This is a genomic window from Streptomyces sp. NPDC046303, assembly GCF_055588085.1.
Genome location: NZ_JBVJFA010000049.1, coordinates 1 through 14,371, shown reverse-complemented (window position 1 = coordinate 14,371; position 14,371 = coordinate 1). Strand labels below are relative to the sequence as shown.

Annotated in this window: 14 protein-coding genes; 4 read left to right on the top strand and 10 right to left on the bottom strand. The window is 70.7% G+C overall.

Annotated features, from left to right (window positions below; all coding sequences use genetic code 11):
• Positions 1-32 precede the first annotated feature (32 nt).
• From ACZ6I1_RS32150 to ACZ6I1_RS32130, 5 genes are all read right to left on the bottom strand, one after another.
• A complete protein-coding gene (locus tag ACZ6I1_RS32150) occupies positions 33-701 on the bottom strand; it encodes a hypothetical protein (RefSeq protein WP_469292429.1) in 669 nt (222 codons plus the stop codon).
• The gene (locus ACZ6I1_RS32145; protein ID WP_469292428.1) at positions 685-2,031 is read right to left on the bottom strand and encodes an AI-2E family transporter; all 1,347 of its coding nucleotides are present in this window, start codon (positions 2,029-2,031) and stop codon (positions 685-687) included. The genes ACZ6I1_RS32150 and ACZ6I1_RS32145 overlap by 17 nt, the downstream gene beginning before the upstream one ends.
• Before the next feature lie 109 nt (positions 2,032-2,140).
• Complete coding sequence (locus ACZ6I1_RS32140; RefSeq protein ID WP_469292427.1) at positions 2,141-2,836, bottom strand: aggregation-promoting factor C-terminal-like domain-containing protein; 696 nt, start codon at positions 2,834-2,836, stop codon at positions 2,141-2,143.
• Between the two features lie 423 nt (positions 2,837-3,259).
• Positions 3,260-4,591, bottom strand: coding sequence for a PhoH family protein (locus tag ACZ6I1_RS32135; protein ID WP_469292426.1), 1,332 nt, complete (start codon positions 4,589-4,591; stop codon positions 3,260-3,262).
• 324 nt (positions 4,592-4,915) lie between these two features.
• Positions 4,916-5,677 (bottom strand): isoprenyl transferase, encoded by a 762-nt coding sequence (locus tag ACZ6I1_RS32130; protein WP_069921737.1) that lies wholly within the window; start codon positions 5,675-5,677, stop codon positions 4,916-4,918.
• Positions 5,678-5,801: 124 nt separating this feature from the next.
• Between ACZ6I1_RS32130 and mgrA the strand changes: the two genes are divergently transcribed.
• Positions 5,802-6,839: an L-glyceraldehyde 3-phosphate reductase gene (mgrA, locus tag ACZ6I1_RS32125; RefSeq protein WP_469292425.1), complete on the top strand. Its 1,038-nt coding sequence runs from the start codon at positions 5,802-5,804 to the stop codon at positions 6,837-6,839.
• 131 nt (positions 6,840-6,970) lie between these two features.
• On the opposite strand, the gene ACZ6I1_RS32120 is transcribed toward mgrA, so the two are convergent.
• Complete coding sequence (locus ACZ6I1_RS32120) at positions 6,971-7,705, bottom strand: prepilin peptidase (protein ID WP_469292424.1); 735 nt, start codon at positions 7,703-7,705, stop codon at positions 6,971-6,973.
• A gap of 548 nt (positions 7,706-8,253) precedes the next feature.
• On the opposite strand from ACZ6I1_RS32120, the gene ACZ6I1_RS32115 reads away from it, so the two are divergent.
• The 3 genes from ACZ6I1_RS32115 (at position 8,254) to ACZ6I1_RS32105 (ending at position 10,828) form a co-directional block, all read left to right on the top strand.
• On the top strand, positions 8,254-8,604 hold the full coding sequence (locus ACZ6I1_RS32115; RefSeq protein ID WP_469292423.1) for a DUF192 domain-containing protein: 351 nt from the start codon (positions 8,254-8,256) through the stop codon (positions 8,602-8,604).
• Between the two features lie 59 nt (positions 8,605-8,663).
• Positions 8,664-9,281, top strand: coding sequence for an SMI1/KNR4 family protein (locus ACZ6I1_RS32110; RefSeq protein WP_469292422.1), 618 nt, complete (start codon positions 8,664-8,666; stop codon positions 9,279-9,281).
• A gap of 263 nt (positions 9,282-9,544) precedes the next feature.
• Entirely contained in the window at positions 9,545-10,828 is a 1,284-nt protein-coding gene (locus tag ACZ6I1_RS32105; protein WP_469292421.1) for an extracellular solute-binding protein, read from the top strand.
• Positions 10,829-11,041: 213 nt separating this feature from the next.
• Here the strand turns inward: ACZ6I1_RS32105 and ACZ6I1_RS32100 are convergent, their stop codons facing one another.
• The 4 genes from ACZ6I1_RS32100 to ACZ6I1_RS32085 form a co-directional block, all read right to left on the bottom strand.
• The gene (locus ACZ6I1_RS32100; protein ID WP_469292420.1) at positions 11,042-11,662 is read right to left on the bottom strand and encodes a hypothetical protein; all 621 of its coding nucleotides are present in this window, start codon (positions 11,660-11,662) and stop codon (positions 11,042-11,044) included.
• A 141-nt stretch (positions 11,663-11,803) separates the two neighbouring features.
• Positions 11,804-12,133 (bottom strand): nuclear transport factor 2-like protein, encoded by a 330-nt coding sequence (locus tag ACZ6I1_RS32095; protein WP_469292419.1) that lies wholly within the window; start codon positions 12,131-12,133, stop codon positions 11,804-11,806.
• Positions 12,134-12,274: 141 nt separating this feature from the next.
• Positions 12,275-13,108, bottom strand: a complete 834-nt coding sequence (locus ACZ6I1_RS32090) for a polysaccharide deacetylase family protein (protein WP_469292418.1) — start codon at positions 13,106-13,108, stop codon at positions 12,275-12,277.
• Between the two features lie 108 nt (positions 13,109-13,216).
• Positions 13,217-14,371, bottom strand: a 1,155-nt coding sequence (locus tag ACZ6I1_RS32085) for an MFS transporter (RefSeq protein WP_469292417.1), incomplete at its 5' end; no start/stop codon positions are given.

The following is a 14,371-nucleotide window of genomic DNA, read 5'->3' as shown; positions in this document are numbered from 1 at the left end:
GCAGCCGTTCCCGGCCGCGGGGCCCTGCGCGTTCACTTCTTCAGCGCTTCCATGAGCGTGCGCATGTCCTCGATCATCGCCGCCCTGATCGCGTCCCCGTCGGTCTCGGCGTCCCCGTCCTCGCCCCACCACTGGGCGTTCAGGGTGAAGACCGCGCCGCCGTCGAGCACCTGGAGCTGCGGAGACCTGACCAGTCCGGAGACCAGCGCCCGCTCCCCGAGCCCGGGCACCTTCTCCGGGCGGACGGCCTCCAGCTCCATGAACGGACTGAGCACCGGCCCGTGGCCGAACTCCGGCTCCGGGTCGGTCTTCTTGTGCAGCTCGACCCGCACCTCCGCGAGGTAGGCGACCCGCCCCTCGGTCCGCGGCGTCGTGTACTGGCAGTACGACCAGTCCAGGGCGGGGCTTTCGCCCCGGCGCTCGGGGCCCCCCTCGAACTCCCCGACCATCGCGCCCAGCGCGGGCAGCCGCACACGGGTGCACAGGTCGTCGACGTGCCGGTAGGCGATCGGCGGCCCGGCGGCGGAGAAACGCTCCTGCACCGCCGTCGCGCCCGCCCACACCGCCGAGGCCAGTACCGCCCCGCCCAGCGCCCACAGCCAGGGGCGCGCGGCTCCCGGTCCGCGCGCCGCGGCCGGCTGCACCTCCTCGGCGGGCCGTTCGGACTCCCATTCCCCGTCGAGCTCAGGCTCGCTGATCATTCCCGGTCTCCCCCATGGCCGATCGCACCGCCGTCGCCCCGTGCGGGCCCGGACCCACCGCACCGTGCCCGAGGTGGAGTTGCTCGCGCGAGTACGCCCGCAGGTAGCCCACCGCGGTGTTGGTGACGGCCACCAGCGGTACGGCGACCACCGCTCCCCCGATGCCCGCGATCAGGCCGCCCGCGGCCACCGAGAGCACCACCGCGAGCGGGTGCACCCGTACCGCCCGGCCCAGGATGAAGGGCTGGAGCACGTGTCCCTCGATCTGCTGCACCGCCAGGACGACCAGCAGCACCATCAGAGCGCTGAACACCCCCTGGGTGACCAGCGCCACGACCACCGCGAGGGCCCCGGAGACCACTGCGCCGACGAGCGGGATGAAGGCGAAGAGGAAGATGAAGACGGCCAGCGGCACGGCCATCGGCACGTCGAGGAAGTAGATGCCCAGGCCGATGAAGATGGCGTCGATGAGCGCGACGAGGACGGTGCCCCGTACGTACGCGGTCAGCGTGCGCCAGGCGCGCGGACCGGCTCCCGCCACGCCGGGGCGGGCGGCGGCGGGGACGAGGCCCAGCGTCCACGTCCAGATGCGCTTGCCGTCGTAGAGCAGGAACAGCGTCGAGAACATCGCGAGCAGAATGCCCGTCAGGACCTCGACGAGCACGGTCACGCCTTGCAGACCGGCCGAGGTGATCTGCTCGGTGTTGGTGCCGATGGTCTCGCTGAGGTTCTTCGCGATGTCGTTGATCTGCTTCTCGGTCACGTGGAACGGACTGTCCAGTGCCCAGAGTTTGAGTTCGTTGATGCCGTCGCGGACCCGGTCGGACAGGTCGTCGAGGTTCTCCATGACCTGCCAGACCACGAACCAGCCGACGAGCCCGATGACCACGAAGCCGAGGACCGCGGTGACGGCGGTGGCCAGTCCCCGCGGCAGGCCCAGCCTCCGCAGCCGGACCACGAAGGGCTGGAGCAGCGCGGTGACGAGCAGGGCGGCCGCGAAGGCGAGGACGACCAGGCGGACTTCGCTGATCACCCTCATCAGGACCCACAGCATCCCGGCCAGGAGCAGCAGCCGCCAGCTGACCTCGGCGGCGACCCGCATGCCCCAGGGGACCACGCTCACCGGGTCGGGGCGCTCGGGAAACACCGGGGCGGGAGCGGAACCCTGCGGCGCCGCGGCGGCGGCCGCCGGAACCCGGTCGGAAGGGACGCCGAGCGGCAGGTCGCCCCTGGCCTCGGCCTCGACTTCGGCGCGCCGCTCGACGAGCCGCGCCTCCATCCGGTTCAGCCTGCTCCCGAGCCGGCCGAGCCAGCCTTCCCTCTTCGCCATGTCGTTCCCTTCCCCCCGCCCCTCCGGACACCTCGAAAGACCGTACACGCGCGGAGCCCCGCACCGTAGGACGGTGCGGGGCTCCGCGGAGTCGGGGCGGCGGTGTCGCCTAGTACCAGCCGTTGGCCTGGTGGAAGGTCCAGGCTTGGCACGGGCTGCCGTACCGGTCCTCCATGTAGTTCAGACCCCACTTGATCTGCGTGGCGGGGTTGGTGCGCCAGTCCGCGCCGGCCGAGGCCATCTTCGAACCGGGCAGCGCCTGGACCAGACCGTACGCGCCCGAGGACTTGTTCACGGCGAGGTAGTTCCAGGTGGATTCCTGGTTGATGATGTTCGAGAAGCACTGGAACTGGCCGGCCGGGACCATCTGCTGTGCGATGGCCTTGACCTGGGCGACCGTGTAGGAGCTCTGGACCGCGAAGTCGCCGGCGTCACGGGCGGCGGAGCGGCTGGCCGCTTCCTTCGCCTCGCGTTCCTGCTTCGCCTTCTCGTCCGCGGCCTTCTGCGCTTCGGCCTTCTTGGCCTTGGCGTCCTCGGCGGCCTGGATGCGAGCGGCTTCCTCCGCCGAGCGCTTCGCGTCGGCGTCGGCGGCGTGGGCGATGGTGTCGGCCTGCTGCGTCAGGGACGCGCTCTGGACCTGGGCCTGGTCGCCGACCGGGATGTCAGTGAGGAGGGTCGCCCCGGACGCGGTCGTCTCGAGATCGTTCGAGGCGGGGTCGCCGGTGGCAACGCCCACGACTGCGCCGACGGTGGTGACTGCGGTGGCCGAAGCCACTGCGAAGCCCCGAACCGAGATCCGGCTCACACGGTGTCCTTCCAGCAGCGTCCGCAGTGACCGAGCGGGCGCAAGAGTGCCCCTCGACACTGGCCTCCGTGGTTCTGGGGTCACTGGAGACGCGGGCCCGTGGGCAGCTCCTTGCGGAGGCTGCCGCGTGAAACTCCGGGCGGCATACGGCAATCGGCTGTGGAGTTGTGATGCTGCGCGTACCTCACGGGAGATACAAGAGTGCCGTATGCGGGGCCTGACGGAAAACAGACTCTGCCGGACCCCGGCGCCGCAGGGCAATTCTGCGTTGGGTGGGAAAGGTCACACCTGGGATGTCGCCATCGGTTTCGCCAAAGGCCTGTGCAGCGCGACGCCGCCCGGCTAGGCTCTCGGGCCTTTGCCGGACGGCGTCAACTCACTTTCCCGCTATGCGTTTTTTGACCGATTCAGCCCCTGCCGGGGTCAGAGGGCCTCCAGCATCTCGGTGACCAGCGCGGCGATCGGGGAGCGCTCCGAACGCGTCAGCGTGACGTGCGCGAAGAGCGGATGCCCCTTCAGCTTCTCAACGACGGCGACCACTCCGTCGTACCGGCCGACCCGCAGGTTGTCCCGCTGAGCGACGTCGTGGGTCAGAACGACCCGCGAGTTCGCACCAATACGAGACAGAACGGTCAGAAGGACGTTCCGTTCCAGCGACTGGGCCTCGTCCACGATCACGAAGGCGTCGTGCAGCGAGCGGCCGCGGATGTGCGTGAGCGGCAGGACCTCCAGCATCCCGCGGTTCAGCACCTCCTCGATGACCTCGCGCCCGGCGACCGAGGAGAGGGTGTCGAAGACGGCCTGCGCCCAGGGGCTCATCTTCTCGCCCTGGTCGCCCGGCAGGTATCCGAGCTCCTGCCCGCCGACCGCGTACAGCGGCCGGAAGACCATCACCTTCTGGTGCTGCCTGCGCTCCAGCACCGCCTCCAGGCCCGCGCAGAGGGCCAGCGCCGACTTGCCGGTACCCGCCCGGCCGCCCATCGAGATGATCCCGATCTCCGGGTCGAGGAGGAGGTCCAGGGCGATGCGCTGCTCGGCGCTGCGGCCGTGCAGCCCGAAGGCCTCGCGGTCGCCCCGTACGAGCTTGACGTTGCCGTCCGCCGTGACGCGGCCCAGCGCCTTGCCCCGCTCGGACCGCAGGACCAGCCCGGTGTGCACGGGCAGTTCGGCGGCCTCCGGGACGTGGAGACGGTCCTCGGAGTAGAGGAGGTCCACCTGCTCGGCGGAGAGCGCGAGGTCGCTCATGCCGGTCCAGCCGGCATCGGTGATCGCGAGCTCGGCGCGGTACTCCTCGGCGATGAGCCCCACCGAGGAGGCCTTGATGCGCAGGGGGAGGTCCTTCGAGACCACCGTGACGTCGTAGCCCTCGGCCTGGAGGTTGCGGGCGACCGCGAGGATCCGCGAGTCGTTGTCCCCCAGCCGGCCCCGCTCGTTCAAAAACGTGGCGGGCAGGGCACCCGGGTCGGAGTGGTTGAGCTCGACGCGCAGGGTGCCGCCCAGATCGCCCAGGGGGATGGGGGCGTCGAGGCGTCCGTACCGGACCCGGAAGTCGTCGAGCAGGCGCAGGGCCTGGCGCGCGAAGTAGCCGAGTTCGGGATGGTGCCTCTTTGCCTCCAGCTCGGTGATCACCACGATCGGGAGCACGACCTCGTGCTCCTCGAAGCGGGTGATCGCGTTGGGGTCTGCCAGCAGGACGCTGGTGTCGAGGACGTAGGTCCGCCTGTCGGGCAGGCGGCGCTTTGTGCTGGTCACCACGGAAGGACGTACCCCCTCGGAAGAGGTCGGGCCATGAAGACCGGACCGGTCATCGGCACCCATGCCAGGGCCGATTTCCGGCCCTCCACTGCGTCCGTGCGAACCGCACGTGCGTCCTGGTGCAAAGGGCCTCCCGGGCGGACGGCCCCATGCCGTCCGCTGAGACTCGACACCCGTGGATCGGGCATCGACCTGAAAGGGGTATTCCCCGATCAGGCCAGGCCATGCCATGGCATATGACGGACGCTCGGTGAATCCCAGGTGAAAGCTCGGGAGGCAGGGTGCCGCGGTGACCGAAGGGGCGTCAGGGACCGCCCGGGTGCGTCAGGTGCCGTAGCGCCGGTGACGGGCCGCGTAGTCGCGCAGGGCGCGCAGGAAGTCGACCTTCCGGAAGGCCGGCCAGAAGACCTCGCAGAAGTAGTACTCGGAATGCGCGCTCTGCCACAGCATGAATCCGGACAGCCGCTGCTCGCCGCTGGTGCGGATCACGAGGTCGGGGTCGGGCTGGCCGCGCGTGTAGAGGTGCTCGGCGATGTGGTCGATGTCCAGGATCTCGGCGAGCTCCTCGAAGGAGGTGCCCTTCTGCGCGTGTTCCAGCAGCAGCGAGCGGACCGCGTCGGCGATCTCCTGGCGGCCCCCGTAGCCGACGGCGACGTTGACGAGTATCCCCTGGACGTCGTGCGTGGCCTGCTCGGCCTCCTTCAGCACGGTCTGCGTCCGTGCGGGCAGGATGTCGAGGTTGCCGACGTGGTGGACGCGCCAGCGGCCGTCCGCGGCGAGGCCCCGCACGGTGTTCTCGATGATGTTGAGCAGCGGACGGAGCTCGACCTCCGGCCGGTCCAGGTTGTCCGTGGAGAGCATCCACAGGGTGACGACCTCGACGTCCGTCTCGGTGCACCAGCCCAGCATCTCGGAGATCTTGTCGGCTCCGGCCTGGTGGCCCTGCTCCGTGGTGCCTCCGGACGCCTTCGCCCAGCGCCGGTTCCCGTCCAGGATGACGCCGATGTGCTTGGGCGCCGCGTCATGGTCGAGGCGGCCTTCCACCCGGCGTGCGTAGAGCCTGTACACCAGGTCGCGCAGCTTCACGATCTTCCAGCCCCTCCGTGCAATGCCCCGTGCGAATTGCGGTCCCCCGAGTGCGCCACATTACTGCGCGGCGGGAGGGGGTACCCAACTCGGTCTGTCACAGCTCCGTGATAGGGAGGACAACGTGACTGATACCAATCCCTATCGGGCAGAGTCCTCGCGCTACGACTCCATGGAGTACCGGCGCACGGGCCACAGCGGCCTCAAGCTCCCGGCCATCTCCCTCGGCCTGTGGCACAACTTCGGTGATGACAAGTCCCTGGAGTCCCAGCGGGCGATCCTGCGCCGGGCCTTCGACCTGGGAGTGACCCACTTCGACCTGGCGAACAACTACGGTCCGCCGCCCGGCTCGGCCGAGCTGAACTTCGGGAAGCTCTTCGCGCAGGACTTCGCGCCCTACCGCGACGAGCTGATCCTCTCCACCAAGGCCGGCTACCTGATGCATCCGGGGCCGTACGGCGAATGGGGCAGCCGCAAGTACCTGCTGAGCTCGCTGGACGCCTCGCTGAAGCGGATGGGCGTGGACTACGTCGACATCTTCTACTCGCACCGCTTCGACCCGGAGACCCCGCTGGAGGAGACCATGGGCGCCCTGGCGTCCGCGGTCCAGCAGGGCAAGGCGCTCTACGTCGGCGTCTCCTCGTACACCGCGGAGCAGACGGCCGAGGCGGTGCGGATCCTGCGCGGGATGGGGGTGCGCCCGCTGATCCACCAGCCCTCCTACTCCATGATCAACCGCTGGACGGAGGACGACGCGCTGCTGGACACCCTCGAGGACGCCGGGATGGGCTGCATCTCCTTCGCGCCGCTCGCCCAGGGGCTGCTGACGGGCAAGTACCTCAAGGAGATCCCGGAGGGCTCGCGGGCCACCCAGGGCAAGTCCCTCAACCCGGACCTGCTGTCGGACGAGGTGCTCCGCCGGCTGGGCGGGCTGAACCAGATCGCCGCGCGGCGCGGTCAGTCGCTGGCGCAGCTGGCGCTGAAGTGGGTGCTGCGCGACGACCGGATGACCTCGGCGCTGATCGGCGCGTCGAGCGTGCGGCAGCTGGAGGAGAACGTGGCCGCGCTGGCGGCGGAACCGCTCTCCGAGGCCGAGCTGAAGGAGATCGACACCTTCGCGGTGTCCACCCCCGGCACCAACCTCTGGGCGCAGCGCGGCTGACCTGCGCTGATGGCCGGGGGGTGCGGAGAACGAAAAACGGGCCGGTCCGTGGGGGGGATACGGACCGGCCCGAGGGGGGGGTTCCACCATAACCCTTCGTAAAGCGTGATGCGTGCATTGCCGCGCCACGATTACGCTCCGAAACCGCCCAGCAGCACTCCGGTGAGCGCGCCGGCGGCCATGAAGGGGCCGAAGGCGAAGCCCTGCTTGCGGGTCGCGGGGCCGCGCAGCAGCAGGGAAAGGCCGTACAGGGCCCCGTAGAGGAAGCCCAGGAAGGCCCCCGCGGCCCATACCCCCCACCCGTACCACCCAAGAGCGACGCCCAGCGAGAGCGCCAGCTTGACGTCGCCGAAGCCCATGCCTGCCGGGTTGATCAGGAAGAGCGCCAGGTAGCCGGTCGCGAGCAGGCCGCCGCCGAACAGGGCGAGCCGCCAGTCGCCTGCGGCGCGGGGCAGGAGGGCGGCAGCCCCGAGCCCGGCGGCGACCGCTGCGGCGAGCGGCAGGGTCAGGACGTCGGGGAGCCGGTGCACGGCCCGGTCGACGAGCGTGAGCAGTACGAGCACCGGGGCGAGCGCCACGTAGACCGCCGCCTCGGGGCGCGCTCCGGCGGCCGCGGCGAGCGCGGCGCAGATCGCCCCGGTGAGGGCGGCGACGGGGGCGGCGGGGCGGCCGTAGGCGTGGGGAGCGGGCGGGGCGGGGGCCCGGCAGCGGGCCGGGCCGAGCCACCCCGGCACCAGGTGCCCCTCGGGGCAGCGACCTCGCCAGGGCTCCTCCGCCCCGACGGAGAGCCGGTACACGGCACGCGGCAGCAGCGCCCCGGCGGCGACCCCGTACACGGCGGCGAAAACGATCACGAAGACCCCCATCCACCGAAGGTAGGCCCCCTGAGGGGGCTGGGCATAGGCGGGGCGGGGCGGTGCCGGGGCCGGGGCCGGGGTGGGGTGTTGGCCGGGACTGCATGATTTATGGCGCCCTGAGCCGTGCTTCGGCCCCTATGGGCCCGGACGCGCCACACCTCACGTTTTACGTCCCGGCCAACACCCCACCCCGTCCCCGTCCTGCTCCTCTGCCCCACAAGCCAGGCCTGACCGGCAAATCAAGCCCCGCCGGCGTTTGAGGCGCCGCACCCACTGCCCGACCGACCGGCAAACTCAGCCCCGCCGGCGTTTGAGGCGCGGGGGTCCGGGGGCAGCGCCCCCGGCGACGGCGCCGCACCCGCTGGCCGACCGACCGGCAAACTCAACCCCGCCGGCGTTTGAGGCGCGGGGGTCTGGGGGCAGCGCCCCCGGCGACGGCGCCGCACCCGCCGGCCGACCGACCGGCAAATCCAGCCCCGCCGGCGTTTGAGGCGCGGGGGTCCGGGGGCAGCGCCCCCGGCGACGGCGGGCCGGGCGCCAGGGCTAGGCTGCCGGGTATGGGGAAGTGGGAGGACGGTGGGGCCACGCTCAGGGTGGGGGCGGTGGCGGTGCCGCTGGAGGTCGCGGCCTCCTACCGGGCCCGGACCCGCGGGCTGCTGGGGCGTGACGGCATCACCGGGGCCATGCTGCTGACCCCCGCGGCGAGCGTGCACACCTTCCGGATGCGCTTCGCGATCGACGTGGCGTACCTCGACCGGAACCTCCGCGTCCTGGCCGTGGTGACGATGCCCCCGGGCCGGCTCGGGCTGCCCCGGCCCCGCTCCCGGCACGTCTTGGAGGCGTCGGCCGGGGCGATGGCGGGCTGGGGGCTGCGGCCGGGCTCCACCGTGCGCGTGGACAGGTCCTAGTGGAGGTCCCGCCTCGGCGGTAGGTTGGGGCGGTTGAGCTGGGGTGTCAGGGGAGCGGCATGACGGAGAACGCGCGGATCAAGGCGCTGGAGCAGATCATGCCGGCGACGCACGGCGCCGATGAGGACATCGACTGGCAGAGCGCCGAGGCGGTCTGGGGCACCCGGTTCCCGGCCGACTTCGTCGCCTTCATGGGCCGCTTCGGCGCGGGCTCCATCAACGGCGAGGCCAGCATCCTGCTCCCCCTTCCCAAGCCCGGACTCCAGTGGGACCCGGCCGAGATGGCCGAGGAGACCGAGAACGCCCGCCAGGCCTGGGAGGCGGAGGGCGGGCGGGCCGCCTTCGGCGTGGACCCGGAGGCGATCATCGCCTGGGGCGTCACCGGCGGGTCCGACATCCTGTGCTGGGTCACCTCCGACCCCGACCCGGACCGGTGGCCGGTCCTGGTGTGCGGGCGGCACACCGCCGACTCCTTCGCCGTGTACCCGTACGGCATGGCCGAATTCCTCTACCGGCTCTGCTCCGACGAGTTCGACGTGAGCCCGGTCAGCATCACTTTCTGGGACGGCGGCCACCTCAGCTTCGTCCACTGGCGCAAGGCCCAGCGCCGCTGGCAGGAGGGCCGCAACCCCGAGACGGGCGAACCGGACCCGTACGCGGGCGAATTCGCCGACTGACGTTCCCGTCACACCCTCGAGCCCGTTCCGCGACCGGAAACGGGCGTTTCGGCATGTCTACGCGCGTCCGGCGCGTGGATCACATATCGGAAAACACCATTCTGAAAAGCGCCGGTTGGAGCATTGACCACAAGTGCCCGCCAATGGAATCAGTCACCCCACTTTCAGGAGAGAATTCCGGCCAACGGGCCATGCGGGACACCCCAGCCCGGAGCAACTCATAAGTAGTAACGGGATCAAAAGAAAATCAGGGGAATACACCCGTGGGACGAAGAATCTTCGGCTCGGCCGCCTCCACGGTCGTGCTCGGTCTGCTGATACCTCTGGCCGGATGTGGCGGTTCCGGCGGCGACGCAGGTGACGGCGGCACGCTCCGCCTGGTCGCCGCCGAATACGGCGACACTCCGGCCACCAGTTCAAAGGCGTTCTGGGACAAGGTGACCGCCGATTTCACCGCCGCGAACCCCGGAATCAAGGTCGAGGTCAAGCTCCTGCCGTGGGCCGACATCGACCGCGAGGTCTCCCGCATGGTCAAGGCGGGGAAGGCGCCGGACATCGCGCTCATGGGCTCCTACTCGGACTTCGCGGCGCAGGGCAGGCTCTATTCCGCGGACGAGCTGCTCTCCGTGACGCGGGAGGCGAACTTCCTCCAGCCGCTCGCCGAAGCCGGCACCGTCGGCAGCACCCTCTACGGTCTGCCCTTCGTGGCGAGCAGCCGCCTCCTCTTCTACAACGAGGCGCTGTTCGCGAAGGCCGGGGTCAGCGCTCCCAAGACCTGGTCGGAGCTCAAGTCCGCCGCCAAGGCGCTCAAGGACAAGGGCGTGAAGTACCCGTACGCCCTGCCCCTGGGTCCGGAGGAGGCGCACGCCGAGGCGATGATCTGGGAGCTGAGCAACGGCGGCGGCTACGCCGACAGCAGCGGCAACTACAGCCTGGCCTCCGACCCGAACGTCCAGACCTGGCGCTGGGTCAAGGACAACCTGGTCGGCCCCGGCCTCGTCGGCCCCACTCCGCCGTCCCAGCTGAACCGCGCGGACGCCTTCGCCGCGTTCCTGCGGGGCGAGGTCGGCATGCTCAACGGCTACCCGTCGCTCGCCCACGAGGCGCGCGCCAAGGGCATCGGCGTCGGCACCGTGTCCATGCCGGTCTCGGACACCCTCGCGAGCGGGGAGGTCCCGCCGACCGTGGGCGTGGCGGACTGGATGATGGCCTTCAAGCAGAACGACAACCGCGCGGAGATCAGCAAGTTCCTGGACTTCGTCTACCAGGACAAGAACCTGTCGGACTTCGCCAACCGCTACCACCTGCTGCCGTCCACCGTCACCGCCTCGCGCACCCCGGCGGGCGGCGGCCTCGAGAAGAACGACCGGCAGTTCCTGACCGCGCTGTACGGCGCCCAGCTCTACCCGGTGAACGACCCGTCCTGGGTGACCGTCAGCGACACCATCAAGCGCAACATCGGGCGCGCGGTGGAACCGAACGTCGACCCGAAGACCGTCCTCGAGGACATCGCCACGCAGGCGAACGAGGCCTCGAAGAAGCACTGAAGAACCCCGTGACACGGGACCTTCGCCGTATGCCGCAGACCATCCCGTGCGGCAGGATGGCCCCTACGGCCTCGATCCGAGGCCGCCGGCCCCGTCGCCCGCCGAGCACCCACAAGGTGCGCAGGGCGGCCGGCCTCGACGCCCCCCGGCCGGCCCGAGCGCCGCTTCCCCCTCGTCCGCGCGTTGCCCCTGCGCCGCACGTTGCAGCGCCTGCTACCGCTGCTGTCCTTGCTTCCCGTGGTCCTCGGCGAACGCCTGCCGGTGCTGCTCGCAGCTGGAGTTCCAGCGCAGCGTGCCCGTGAGCGTCCCGTAGCCCGAGCGCGTCACCGACCATTCCACCGTGTACTCCCCGGTGTCACACGCGATGCGCTTGCCGCCCGCCACCTTCTCGCGCCCCGTCGCCGGCTTCCCGTCCAGCTTCCGGCGGACCTCTCCCGCCTTGGCCCCCTTGGGGGTGCGCAGTACGGCGTGCACCTCGATCGGGTGCGTGCCGTCCTTGGTCGTCACCGCCTTCTTCACCAGGGCCGAGTCCGACACCGACCAGGCGAACTCGTACGACGGCTGCCACGCCAGCGTCTTCGGGTCGGGGGCCTGGCGCTCGAAGTCCGGGGCGCCGGAGGGGCCGGGGCGGGTGACCATCTCGTACTGGACTCCGGTGTGGAAGCGGAACTGCGCCTCCACCTTGTGCATCTCGTCGTTGGTCCACATCGACTTCATGGTTTTCTCACCCCCGGCCGGGTCCTGGAGGTACGCCGTACCGTCCGCGGCGGTGGCCTGCTGGACGAGGGCGGGGGCGAGAGCCGCCGCGGTGGTGGCGAGGGCCAGAGCTGCCATGCGGGTGCGCTTCATGCCCGGCCCAACGGGGGCCCGCGGCGGGCCGGAACGACACCGGGCGCGCTTTCACCCGTACGGGAGCGCCCGCCGCGCGGAATATCGGCTGATCAACTCCCGTGGCGCGGGGGCGGTGGCTCAGGCTCAGGCCTGCCCGGTCTCGAACCGGCTGATCTTGCCGCCGCCGGGGGCGATGGTGAAGCGCCAGGCGGTGCGCATCTCGCCCCAGGTGTCGTTGCGGTAGTCGACGACCAGGGAGCGGCCGCCGTCGGACTCGGACTGGACGTTCATGTGGCCGCCGGAGCCGAACACCTCCTTGTCGATCCACTCGTGGAGGTCGCGGTCGGATCCGTCGTCGGACATGGTCGCGTCGGCGGTGAGGAGGGCGAGGAAGGCGTCCTTGTCGTGCGCGTTGACGGCGGAGACGAAGGCGCCGACGAGGGGATCGGACAGTTTGGCGGGGGCGATGGTCACGGGGCCTCCTGGTCGGGCGGGCGTGCGTACGTTCGGGTTCCGGGGTTCCGGTTCGTGGCTTGCACTCGTCGTGCCCGACCAGGGAACACCGCGGGCCCGCCCGGGACGTCGACCCTCACCCGTTCGCCGCCGGACGGCGTGTCAGGAGGGGGCGGGGGCGTCGGGGGCGGTGCGGACCGGGAAACCGGTCGGCCGGCCCTCTTCCTTCAGCCACGCGAGCACCTCGTCGAGGGCGTCGACGGTCTGGGCTCGGTTGCCTCCGCCGTCGTGGAAGAGCACGGTCGGGCCGTTGCCGATCTCGCGCTTGACGGCGTCGACGATGGCGGCCGTACCCGGCTTGCCGAAGTCCTTGGTGTCCACGTTCCAGCCGAGCGGCCGCATCCCGTGCGTGGCGGCGATGCGCCGGCTGTCGGGGGTGAAGGCGCCGCCGGGGGCCCGGTAGTAGCCGACCTCCGCGCCGCCGCCCGCGGCTTCCTCGATGAGCCGCTTCGCGTCCAGGATCTGCTGTTCCTGGTACGCGACGGGCTTCTTGTCCATGGACGTGTCGTGGTCCATGGTGTGGTCGCAGAGCCGGTGGCCGGCTGCGACGACCTTCTTGACCAGGTCGGGGTGGGCCTTGGCCTGCGGCCCGATCATGCAGAACGTCGCCTTCGTGCCGTACTTCTCCAGTACGGCGAGGACCTTCGGGGTCCAGCGGGGGTCGGGGCCGTCGTCGATGGTGATGTTGACGGCGTTCCCGCCGCTCTCCGAGGCGTGGGCTATGCCCTCGGGTATCCGCGCCGGTTGCTGCTGTCCCCCGGCCTGGCCCCGGTGTTCGGCTTCCTTCTGCCGGGACGCGTTCTGGTGCGCGGGTTCGCGGCCCGATTCCACCGCGGTCGCCACGCCCCACACCGTCGCCGCCACCGCGAGGGCGGAAGCCGCGACGGCGGCGCGGGCCCGGATGCCCTTCTCGTTCCTGCGCGTCAAGAACCCCATGTCCACTCCCCATCCGCCTCGTCAGCGTTCTGTGGATCAGGACGTTCGCCGCAACAGGCGGGTTCCAGGCCATTGGTCCATAAAATCCAACTAATGGGATGGATGGGGTCAGTGGGCGGCGGCGTCTTGCAGGGCCGGGGCGGGGGCCGGGGTCTTGCTGGTGGTGTCGGTGGGGTTGGTGTCGGTGGGGGTGGGGTTGGTGCCGCGGAGGGGGACTTCCTTGATGAACAGGGCGGCGGCGAAGCCGAGTACGGCGATGGCGGCGCAGACCAGGAAGGCCCAGTGGGTGCCGATGGCGACGGCGTAGCGGTAGGCCTCGCGGACCGTGTCGGGGAGGGCGGCCAGGCTGGCGGCGTCGAGTTGGGCGGAGCTGAGGGCTCCGGCCTGAGGACCGAGGCGGTCGGTCATGGTCTGGGTGACCTGGGCGGTGAACAGCGTGCCCATCAGCGCGACTCCGAACGCGCCGCCCAGCGTGCGGCCGAGGGTGGAGGCGGTCGAGGCGACGCCCATGTCCTTCAGCTCGACGCAGTTCTGCGCGACCACCATCGTGATCTGCATGAGGAAGCCGATTCCGGCGCCGAGGACGGCCATGTACAGCCCCGAGACGAGGCGGGGGGTGCCGGTGTCCATCGTCGCGAGGAGGAAGAGCCCGGCGACCATGAGGGCTCCGCCGGTGACCAGGAAGGCCTTGTACTTGCCGGTGCTGCTGGTGATCCGGCCGGTGATCATCGAGACCGTGAGCATGGAGGCCAGCATGGGCAGCAGGAGCAGGCCCGAGTTGGTGGCGGAGGCGCCCTGGACGGTCTGGAGGAAGAGGGGGAGGTAGAAGACGCCGCCGACCGTCACGAAGCCGACGAGGAAGGTGATCAGCGCGTTGAGGCTGAAGTTGCGGTTGCGGAAGACGTACAGCGGCAGGACCGGTTCGGCGGCCTTGGTCTCGGCGTACAGGAACGCCGCCGTCGACAGGACGCTGACGACGATCAGCCCCAGGATCTGGGCGGAGGCCCAGGCGTACTTGGTACCGCCCCAGGTGGTGACCAGGACGGTGGAGGTGATGGCGAGGGTCAGCAGCGCCGCGCCGGGGTAGTCGACCTTCGGGCGGGGTCCTTCCTTCGCCGTCTTGGGCAGGTGGAGGACCGCGGAGACCATGGCCAGGGCCAGCAGGCCAAGGGGCAGGTTGATGTAGAAGGCCCAGCGCCAGCCCAGGTAGTCGGTGATCGCGCCGCCGATCAGCGGGCCGCCGATCATCGACAGGGCCGAGAC

Bases quoted from the DNA above. Each gene is read 5' to 3' on its own strand.
- ACZ6I1_RS32150 (WP_469292429.1), bottom strand. From the start codon at position 701: ATGATCAGCGAGCCTGAGCTCGACGGGGAATGGGAGTCCGAACGGCCC.
- ACZ6I1_RS32145 (WP_469292428.1), bottom strand. From the start codon at position 2,031: ATGGCGAAGAGGGAAGGCTGGCTCGGCCGGCTCGGGAGCAGGCTGAAC.
- ACZ6I1_RS32120 (WP_469292424.1), bottom strand. From the start codon at position 7,705: ATGGGGGTCTTCGTGATCGTTTTCGCCGCCGTGTACGGGGTCGCCGCC.
- ACZ6I1_RS32115 (WP_469292423.1), top strand. From the start codon at position 8,254: ATGGGGAAGTGGGAGGACGGTGGGGCCACGCTCAGGGTGGGGGCGGTG.
- ACZ6I1_RS32110 (WP_469292422.1), top strand. From the start codon at position 8,664: ATGACGGAGAACGCGCGGATCAAGGCGCTGGAGCAGATCATGCCGGCG.
- ACZ6I1_RS32100 (WP_469292420.1), bottom strand. From the start codon at position 11,662: ATGGCAGCTCTGGCCCTCGCCACCACCGCGGCGGCTCTCGCCCCCGCC.
- ACZ6I1_RS32090 (WP_469292418.1), bottom strand. From the start codon at position 13,108: ATGGGGTTCTTGACGCGCAGGAACGAGAAGGGCATCCGGGCCCGCGCC.